The sequence below is a fragment of the Streptomyces hainanensis genome (assembly GCF_004348415.1).
Taxonomy (GTDB): domain Bacteria; phylum Actinomycetota; class Actinomycetes; order Streptomycetales; family Streptomycetaceae; genus Streptomyces; species Streptomyces hainanensis.
In genome coordinates this window covers 1-8,970 of the sequence record NZ_SMKI01000329.1, presented here as the reverse complement: position 1 = coordinate 8,970, position 8,970 = coordinate 1, and the positions used below count along the sequence as shown (strand labels likewise).

At 71.1% G+C, this 8,970-nt stretch carries 9 protein-coding genes; 2 read left to right on the top strand and 7 right to left on the bottom strand.

The window, feature by feature from the left end; translation table 11 throughout:
* Positions 1-52: 52 nt before the first annotated feature.
* A complete protein-coding gene (locus E1283_RS25650) occupies positions 53-370 on the top strand; it encodes a hypothetical protein (protein ID WP_132820519.1) in 318 nt (105 codons plus the stop codon).
* Here the strand turns inward: E1283_RS25650 and E1283_RS25645 are convergent.
* From E1283_RS25645 to E1283_RS25615, 7 genes are all read right to left on the bottom strand, one after another.
* Positions 367-1,338, bottom strand: a complete 972-nt coding sequence (locus E1283_RS25645) for a COX15/CtaA family protein (protein ID WP_243745099.1) — start codon at positions 1,336-1,338, stop codon at positions 367-369. The genes E1283_RS25650 and E1283_RS25645 overlap by 4 nt on opposite strands.
* Before the next feature lie 64 nt (positions 1,339-1,402).
* A complete protein-coding gene (locus tag E1283_RS25640) occupies positions 1,403-2,164 on the bottom strand; it encodes an ABC transporter permease (RefSeq protein WP_132820518.1) in 762 nt (253 codons plus the stop codon).
* Complete coding sequence (locus E1283_RS25635; RefSeq protein WP_132820517.1) at positions 2,161-3,096, bottom strand: ABC transporter ATP-binding protein; 936 nt, start codon at positions 3,094-3,096, stop codon at positions 2,161-2,163. The genes E1283_RS25640 and E1283_RS25635 overlap by 4 nt, the downstream gene beginning before the upstream one ends.
* Positions 3,097-3,171: 75 nt before the next feature.
* Positions 3,172-4,476: a Gfo/Idh/MocA family protein gene (locus E1283_RS25630; RefSeq protein ID WP_132820516.1), complete on the bottom strand. Its 1,305-nt coding sequence runs from the start codon at positions 4,474-4,476 to the stop codon at positions 3,172-3,174.
* 77 nt (positions 4,477-4,553) lie between these two features.
* Positions 4,554-5,861: an ABC transporter substrate-binding protein gene (locus E1283_RS25625; protein ID WP_132820515.1), complete on the bottom strand. Its 1,308-nt coding sequence runs from the start codon at positions 5,859-5,861 to the stop codon at positions 4,554-4,556.
* A gap of 57 nt (positions 5,862-5,918) precedes the next feature.
* Positions 5,919-6,821, bottom strand: coding sequence for a carbohydrate ABC transporter permease (locus tag E1283_RS25620; protein ID WP_207930521.1), 903 nt, complete (start codon positions 6,819-6,821; stop codon positions 5,919-5,921).
* The gene (locus tag E1283_RS25615) at positions 6,814-7,737 is read right to left on the bottom strand and encodes a carbohydrate ABC transporter permease (protein ID WP_132820514.1); all 924 of its coding nucleotides are present in this window, start codon (positions 7,735-7,737) and stop codon (positions 6,814-6,816) included. The genes E1283_RS25620 and E1283_RS25615 overlap by 8 nt, the downstream gene beginning before the upstream one ends.
* Before the next feature lie 218 nt (positions 7,738-7,955).
* Here E1283_RS25615 and E1283_RS25610 point away from each other — a divergent pair.
* On the top strand, positions 7,956-8,970 hold a 1,015-nt coding region (locus tag E1283_RS25610), incomplete at its 3' end, for a LacI family DNA-binding transcriptional regulator (RefSeq protein WP_243745098.1).

The following is an 8,970-nucleotide window of genomic DNA, read 5'->3' as shown; positions in this document are numbered from 1 at the left end:
GGAGAACCCCCGTGGCCTGTCACCACGGCGTACTGGCCGGTAACCTACCCCCATGGCTGACCGCTCTTCTTCTTCGCGTTCCGCGCGCCACGTGACCAGGACCGTCCAACGGTTCGCCGACGAGCACGGTGGGGCCGGTGGGGTCGGTGGGCAGATCGCCTATCTCGGGGCCCGCGGGTACCGGCTCGTGCTGGTGGGTGAGGACGGCACGTGGGGGGACGTCGTGGCGGCCGGCCGTGAGGTGCTCGAGGCGGCCGCGGAGGCGGCCGGGGTCGAGGTGCGGGAGGCGTTCGACGGGGAGTTGGCGGCCCGGTTGCGGACCGGGCCGCGGGAGTGGCGGCGGATGGCCGGGATCCAGCTCGGCGGTTAGGCCACGGACGCGGCCGCCACCGGCGGCTCCGTGGCGGTCGCCGCCACGGGCTCGCGCTCGCGGATGGCGAGCAGCAGCCGCAGGGCGGCGATCCAGACCAGCGTCGCGCCGAACAGGTGCATGCCGACCAGCAGCTCCGGCTCGTCGAGGAAGTACTGGACGTAGCCGAGCACCCCCTGGCCGAGCAGCACCAGGATCAGCTCCCCGGCCCTGGCCCGGGGTCCCGGCGGGGCGTCCATCAGCCGCATGCCGATCCAGATGGCGACCGCGCCGAGCACGACGGCCCAGGCGAGCAGCGAGTGGACCCGGGTCACCGTCTCCCAGGCGAACGGCATCCGCTCGATGTCGCTGTCGTCGCCGGCGTGCTTGCCGCTGCCGGTGACCGCGGTGCCGGCGATCACGAGGCAGGCGGCGAGCGCGGTGAGGCCCAGGACGGCGCGCCGGACGGGCGGGCCGACCAGTGGGCGGGGCGGGCCGTCGCCCTCGCGGGTGCGGAGCCAGGCGAGCGTCGTCGTCGTGAGCAGTGCCATCGCGGCCAGGAAGTGGCCGGCGACGATGAACGGGTTGAGTTCGGTCAGGACGGTGATCCCGCCGATGATCCCGTTGCTCATCACCACCCAGAACTGGGCCCAGCCGAGCCTGGTCAGCGACCGCCGCTCCGGCTCGGCCGACCTGGCGGCGATGATGAACCAGCCCACGGCCGCGGACACCACGTAGGTCATCATCCGGTTGCCGAACTCGATGGCGCCGTGCAGGCCCATCTCGGTGGTGGCGACCAGGCTGTCGTCGCTGCAGCGCGGCCACGTGTCGCAGCCGAGGCCGGAGCCGGTGAGCCGGACGGCGCCGCCGCTGACGATGATGACGACGCTCATGAGGAGCGCGGCGAGCGCCGCGCGGCGCACGGTCTCGGGCCGCGGCGTCCAGCGTTCGGCGATGTACGCGAGGGGGTTTCGCACTGCTTTCAGCACCCGGTCATCGTATGCCCCTCGCTTGTGCAACTTTTCACGAGGGGGCACGCGGGGGCCCGGCCGGCTACTCCCAGCGGAAGAAGCGGCCCGCTGCGGCCAGCGCGAGGACCGCCCAGACGGCCAGCACGCCGGCGTCGCCCCACGGCATCGCGGCGCCGTCCCGCAGCACGTCCCGCAGGCCGTCGGAGAGCGCGGCGAGCGGCGTCAGCCCGAGGACGGCGCGCGCCCCGTCCGGGAACTCGTCGAGCGGGACGACCACCCCGCCGAAGAACAGCAGCAGCACGAAGACCAGGTTGGCCGCGGCCAGCGTGGCCTCGGCGCGCAGCGTGCCGGCCATCAGCAGGCCGAGCCCGGAGCAGGCGGCCGTGCCGAGCAGCAGCAGGACGACGACGGAAAGGGGGTTGCCGTGCGGGGACCAGCCGAGGGCCAGCGCCGCCGCCGTCAGCAGCACCGTCTGGAGCGCCAGCGTCACCAGCACCGCGGCCGTCTTGCCGCAGAGCAGCGCCCAGCGCGGCAGCGGGGACGCGCCGAGCCGCTTGAGCACGCCGTAGCGGCGTTCGAAGCCGGTGGCGATGGCCTGGCCGGTGAAGGCGGTGGAGAGCACGGCGAGGGCCAGGACGCCGGGGGTCAGGAAGTCGACGCGCTCCCCGTCCACGTCGACGAGGTCGACGGTGGAGAACAGCACGAGCAGCAGGGTCGGGATGACGACGGTGAGCAGCAGCTGCTCGCCGTGGCGCAGCATCATCCTGGTCTCCAGCGCGGCCTGGGCGGCGATCATCCGGGGGAGCGGGGCCGCGCCGGGCCGGGGGGTGTGCCGACCGGTCATGACCGCAGCTCCTTGCCGGTGAGTTCCAGGAAGACGTCCTCCAGGGTGTGCCGCCGGGTGCTGATCCGGTCGGCCAGCACCCCGTGCTGGGCGCACCAGGCGGTGACCGTGGCCAGCAGCCGCGGTCCGACGTCGCCGGTGATGCGGTAGTTGCCGGGGCTGGGCTCCTCGGCCTGGCTGCCGGCGGGCAGCGCCGCGCGCAGCGAGGCGAGGTCGAGCCCGGGGCGGCCGGAGAAGCGCAGCACGTCCGCGCTGCCGCCGCGGGACAACTCGGCCGGGCTGCCGTGCGCTATGACGCGGCCGGCGTCCACGATGGCCACCTCGTCGGCCAGCTCCTCGGCCTCGTCCATGAAGTGGGTGGTGAGCACGGTCGTCACGCCGTCGGCGCGCAGCTCGCGGATCAGGTCCCAGGTGGCGTGCCTGGCCTGCGGGTCGAGGCCGGCGGTCGGCTCGTCGAGGAAGACCAGCTCGGGGCGGCCGACGACGGCGAGCGCCAGGGCGAGCCGCTGCCGCTGGCCGCCGGAGAGCCGCCGGTAGGGGGTGCGGCCGCAGGAGTCGAGGCCGAGGCGCTCGGCGAGCTCGGGCACGTCGAGCGGGTGGGCGTGCAGACCGGCCACGTGCCGCAGCATCTCGAGGGCCCGGATCCCCGGGTAGATGCCGCCCTCCTGGAGCATCACGCCGATCCGTGGGCGGAGCGTCGCGGCCTGGGTGGCGGGATCGAGGCCGAGGACCCTCAGGCGGCCGGCGTCCGGGACGCGGTAGCCCTCGCAGCACTCGATCGTGGTGGTCTTGCCGGCGCCGTTGGGGCCGAGGACGGCGGTGACGGTGCCGGTGCGGACGGTCAGGTCGAGCCCGTCGACCGCGGCCGTGCCGCCATAGCGTTTGACCAGACCGACGGCCTCGACGGCCGGCGTGCCCCCTGCGGAATGCATGGTGTGGAGTGTAGGTCGGCCGTCGGGGTCGGCCCGCGCGGGGCCGGCCCCGACGGCCGGGGGGAAGGGGAGAGGTCAGGCGTCGACGAGTCGGGTGCCCTCGTCGCCGAGCAGTACCGGTGCGCCGGTGCGGGCCGACTCGCTGGCGGCCACGCCGGTGAGCACCGAGCGGATCCCGTCCCGGTAGCCGGCCTGGCGGGCCAGCGGGTCGTCGCCCGGGCCGCGGAACACGTCGTCGAGGAGCAGCCGGTCGCCACCGCCGTGGCCGCCGGCGCCCTGGACGATCGGGATCTCCTCGGACTCCTTCCAGTGCTCGTGCAGGGTCAGCCGCTCGTAGGTGCCCTCGTTCTGGGTCTTGCCGTGCGCGGTCGGGTCGACGGCCGCGTGCGGCGGCGTCCAGGCGCGCTCGCACACGTCGAGCTCGATCCGCCCCCTGGTCCCGGTGAAGACCACCCGGTAGCCCTCGGACGGCGCGTGCGTGGTGAGCGAGTAGCTGAGCAGCGCGCGGTTTCCGTAGCGGACGAGGACCGACATGTTGTCCGGGATGGTGACCCCGTCGGTGAACACGTCCTGGTCGCGGATGTAGCCGTCCTCGTGCTCGGCGTCCAGGTAGAGGCGCTTGAGGTGCGGGTCGGCCGAGATGTCGAGGATGAACGGGTCGGTGCCCAGGCCCGGGGCGCCCTGGCCGCGCGCCGGGCGGGGGCCGTACTGCTCGACGCCGGCCCCCTCGCCGCCGTAGAAGCGCAGGTCGGTCTGGGCGAAGACCAGCGCCGGGTGGGAGTCGAGCCACCAGTTGACCAGGTCGAAGTGGTGGGTCGACTTGTGGACCAGCAGGCCGCCCGAGTTCTCGGCCTGCCGGTGCCAGCGGCGGAAGTAGTCGGCGCCGTGGATGGTGTCCAGCGACCAGTCGAAGTGGACGGAGGTGACCGCCCCGATCCGGCCCGCCGCCAGCAGCTCACGCACCGCCGAGTTGCGGGGTGCGTAGCGGTAGTTGAACGTGACCACCAGCCGCCCCCGACCGCGTTCCGCGGCGGCCGCGATCTTGGCGCAGCTCTCCGCGTCGACGGTCAGGGGCTTCTCCACGATGACGTCCCGCCCGGCGTCCAGGGCCGCGCACACGTAGTGGGCGTGGGTGGAGTCCATGGTGGTGACCACGACGGCGTCGGCCCGTTCGAGCAGGGCCGGGAAGTCGTCGGGCGAGAAGGTCGGGACGGAGTCCCGGCCCGTCGCGGCGATGCGTTCGTTGTAGTAGTCCATCCGCGTCCGGTTGCGGTCGCAGAGCGCGGTGATCTCTCCGGTGTCGCTCCAGTCGCCCAGCAGGGCGTCGACGTACATCCGAGACCGATGGCCCAGGCCGACGATTGCGTAGCGGCGTGTCATCCGGGGTTCTCCTGGTGGGAGTGGTGGCGGTGCGGTGGTGCGGTGGTGCGGGGGCGCGGTCGTCTCCGGGGGCCGGGTCAGCCGAGCGAGGAGTTGGCCTCGTCGATGAACGCCTCGGCGGCCTCCTGCGGCGACAGTCGGCCGAAGTTGACCTCCTCGCCGTACCGCTGGAGCATGTCCGGGATCTCGCCGGCGCCGACGGGGTTGACGGACGGCGGGTCGGCCAGCTCGTTGGAGAGCTCGTCGATGAAGGCCAGCGACTGCTGGTCGGTCTCCGGCAGTTCGGCCTCTATCTGCTCGCGCACCACGCCGTTGATCGGCAGCCCGCGGTCGGAGCCGAGGATGGCGGCCGCCTCCGGGTCGTTGATCAGGAAGTCCACCAGCTCGGCGGCGGCGTCCTTCCGCCCGCTCGACTCGGCGATGTTCCAGTACATGGTGGGCTGCAGGAACTGGCCGCCGCTCACCGCGCCGGAGTCCTGGGGCCAGCGCAGGATCTCGATCTCCGAGCCCGAGCCGGTGGTGACGGCGTTGAGCTGGTTGCTCCACCACATGCCGAAGGCGCCCTGGCCGGTGGAGATCAGGGACTGGTCCACGCTGGTGTTGCCGATCTCGGCGCTCAGCGAGGCGTCCGGGGTGGCCCCCGACTCGACCAGGCCGTTGTTGTACTCGAACCAGTCGGCGACCGTCTCGGCGGACATGCCGATCTGGTCGTCCTCGTAGAACGACTCGCCGCGCTGGGCCGCGTAGATGTTGAGGTAGGCGTCGTTCCAGCTCAGCTGCGTGCCGTAGGTGCCGTCACCGACGGTCTCCGTGACCTGGGCGCTGAACTCGCGGTAGTCGTCCCAGGTCCAGGTGGTGTCGTCGGGCAGTTCGAGGCCGGCCTCCTCGATCAGGGTCGTGTTGGCCATGATCACGAAGGCGTTGGCGCCGGTGGGGATGGCGTACTGGGTGCCCTCCACCTGTCCGGTGGTGAGGATCTCCGGGTCCATGTCCCCGGTCTCCACCAGCTCGGACATGTCGGCGAGCGCGCCGCGGGTGGCGAACTCGCCCATCCGGCGGATCTCGGTGGCGAAGACGTCGGGCGCGTCGCCCGAGGCGAGTTGGGTGGTCAGCCGGTCGTAGTAGGAGTCCCAGTCGGCGTACTCCTGCTCGACGGTGATGTCCGGGTGGCTCTCCTCGAAGAGCGCGACGGCCTCGGCGGTGAGGCCCTGCCGTACGTCGTTCCCCCACCAGCTGAGGCGCAGGGTCACGGGGCCGTCATCGCCGCCGCCGCCGCTGTCACCGCCGCCGCAGGCCGCGGTGGTGAGGACCAGGGCGCCGGTCGTCAGCAGCGCCGGGGCGAGCTTCCTCGCGCTGGTCCACTGGTGCTTTCTGCTGCTCGTCACGGGAGACCTCCTTGTCTGTTACGTGTCGTGAGTACGCGTGGGGGTGAGCTGCGGGTGTCACCGCAGGCCGGTGGTGGCGATGCCACGCACCAGGTACCGCTGGCCGGCCAGGAAGAAGCCGAAGATCGGCCCGAGGGAGAGCACCGAGATGGCGAACATCGGTCCCCAGGACGAATCCCCGCTGGAGTCCAGGAAGTTGCGCAACGCCACCGGGACGGTCAGCTTGTCGGGGCTGGTCAGGAAGATCAGCTGGGACAGGAAGTCGTTCCAGGTCCAGATGAAGGTGAAGATCGCGGTGGTGGCCAGTGCCGGCGTGCAGAGCGGCATGATGATGCGCGAGAAGATCCGCCAGTGGCCGGCGCCGTCGATCACGGCCGCCTCGTCGAGCTCCCTCGGCAGGGTGCGGATGAACTGCACCATGAGGAAGATGAAGAACGCGTCGGTGGCGAGGAACTTGGGCACGATCAGCGGATAGAACGTGTTGATCCAGTCCAGTTCCGAGAACAGGATGTACTGCGGAACCAGGGTCACGTGCAGCGGCAGCATGATCGAGCCCAGCATCAGCGCGAACCAGAAGCGCTTCAGCGGGAACTCGAGCCGGGCGAACGCGTAGGCCGCCAACGAACAGGCCACCAGGTTGCCGACGATGGAACCCGCCGTGATGATCGCCGAGTTCAGGAAGTAGTGGCTGAACGGGTACTGCAGCGCGTCCCAGCCGTTGGTGTAGTTCTCCAGCGTGACGTCGCCGGGTATCAGCCCGGGCTCGCGGAAGATGATCTCCTGCGGCTTGAACGAGCTGGAGACCATCCACAGCAGCGGATAGAGCATCACCAGACCGAAGCCGATCAGCGCCGCGTGGGTGAGGAGCTTCTTGCCGGCGAGGGCCCGCAGCACCCTGCCGAACAGGGTGTCGTTGGTCTTGGCGCGCTGCGCGCGTTTGGCGGCTGCGTTACTAGTCACTGTAGAAGACCCAATACCTCGACATCAGGAAGTTCACCCCGGTCAGCACCGCGATCACGACCACCAGGAACCAGGCCATCGCCGAGGCGTAGCCCATCTGGAAGTTGCCGAAGCCCTCCTGGTAGATGTGCATCGTGAGCAGCAGCGTGGAGTCGGAAGGGCCGCCCTTTCCGCCGCTGACCACGAACGCCTGGGTGAAGGACTGGAACGAGTTGATCAGCTGCAGGACCAGGTTGAAGAAGACGATCGGGGTCAGCAGCGGCAGCGTGATCGAGAAGAACTGCCGTAGCTGGCCGGCCCCGTCCAGGCCCGCCGCCTCGTAGTAGCTGCGGGGTATCTGCCGCAGGCCGGCGAGGAAGATGACCATCGGGGCGCCGAACGTCCAGACGTTCAGCACGATCAGGGTGCCGAGGGCGGTGTCCGGGTGGGCCACCCAGCTCTCGCCCTCCACCCCGAACCAGCCGAGGACCTCGTTGACCAGACCCTCGGAGCCGAAGACCTGGCGCCACAGGATGGCGACGGCGACGCTGCCGCCGAGCAGTGAGGGCAGGTAGTAGATCGACCGGTAGAACGGCAGGCCGCGGACGCCGCGGTCCAGGACCAGCGCGAGCGCGAGCGCGAAGGTCAACTGGAGCGGCACCGAGACGAAGACGTAGACGGCCGTGTTGTTCAGGGCCTTCAGGAATCGCGGATCGTCGGTGAACATCTCGACGTAGTTGTCGAAACCGACCCACTGCGAGTCGCCGATGAGGCTGTAGTCCGTGAAGGACAGGTAGAGAGAGCTGAGGAGCGGGCCCGCGGTGATGGCCACGAGCCCGACGAACCAGGGTGCGAGGAACAGATAGGCGGCGACCGCCTCCTTGCGCCGTCGCTTGCGAAGCTGCGGGGCAAGGGTCGTTCCCTGAGTGGTGGACATGTGGAGAGCGCTCCTTTCCGTGACACCACGGCGGAGTTGGGTGCGAGCGCGCGATGGATTACAACCGGTTGCAGGACCATGGCCCACGGCCGGGGAAACGTCAAGGGTCCGTGCACGTATCAATGACAACCGCTTGCAGGATAGGGTGCCGGCCATGGCTGAGAAAGGCGCTGACAACAGCGCAGGGGAGCTGATCGCGTGGCGGTGATCGCGTGGCGGTGACCATCAGAGAAGTGGCGCAGGCCGCCGGGGTGCACGTGTCGACGGTCTCCCGCACCTTCTCGGCGCCGAACCTGGTCAACGCCGAGACCAGGGAACGGGTGATCGCGGCGGCCGCCGAGCTGGGCTACCGACCCAACCAGGCGGCCCGGGCGTTGACCACCGGGCGGACGAACAATCTCGGTCTGATCGTCGCCGACATCGCCAACCCGTTCTTCCCGCCGTTGATCAAGGCCGCGCAGTCCTACGCCAGGGTGCGCGGCTACCAGGTCTTCGTCGCCGACACGGACGAGGATCCGCGGGTCGAGGAGGAACTGATCGCCACCCTCGCCCGGCAGGTGGACGGCGTACTGCTGGTCAGCCCGCGGCTCTCCAACACGGCGATCGCCCGGCTCGGCGCCGACCTGCCGTTCGCCGTGGTGAACCGGCGGGTCAAGGGCCTGCCGGCGGTACTGATGGACGTGGGCAGCGGCGCAGGCGCGGCCGTCGACCACCTCGCCTCACTCGGCCACCGGCGGCTGATCGTGCTCGGCGGCCCCCGCGGCTCCTGGACCAGCGGCCAGATCCGCAGCGCGGCGGGCGCCGCGGCCGAGCGGCACGGCGTCAACCTCACGTACCACGGTCCGAACGCCCCCACCGAACACGGCGGCTTCCGCGCCGCCGCGGCGGTGCTCGCCGCCGGCGCGACCGCCGTGATCGCGTACAACGACCTGGTGGCCATCGGCGCGATCGAGGGCCTGGCCGAGGAGGGCGCCGAGGTGCCGCGCGACGTCAGCGTCGTCGGCGTCGACGACACGGTGGCCGGCCGGCTGAACCGGCCGAAACTGACGACGATCGCGATGCCGACGCAGACGGCGGGGCGGTCGGCGGTCGACCTGCTGCTGCAGGCGATCGACGAGGCGGGTGACGTGCGGGGGGTTGCCCAGATGATCCTGGAGACGGGGCTGGTCGTCCGCGACTCGACGGGCGCCGCCCCGGCGGGTCCGGCCTTCCGAAAGCCGTCGCATAGGCTGA

Coding starts and splice junctions, on each gene's coding strand:
- E1283_RS25650 (WP_132820519.1), top strand. CDS start 53: ATGGCTGACCGCTCTTCTTCTTCGCGTTCCGCGCGCCACGTGACCAGG.
- E1283_RS25640 (WP_132820518.1), bottom strand. CDS start 2,164: ATGACCGGTCGGCACACCCCCCGGCCCGGCGCGGCCCCGCTCCCCCGG.
- E1283_RS25635 (WP_132820517.1), bottom strand. CDS start 3,096: ATGCATTCCGCAGGGGGCACGCCGGCCGTCGAGGCCGTCGGTCTGGTC.
- E1283_RS25630 (WP_132820516.1), bottom strand. CDS start 4,476: ATGACACGCCGCTACGCAATCGTCGGCCTGGGCCATCGGTCTCGGATG.
- E1283_RS25615 (WP_132820514.1), bottom strand. CDS start 7,737: ATGTCCACCACTCAGGGAACGACCCTTGCCCCGCAGCTTCGCAAGCGA.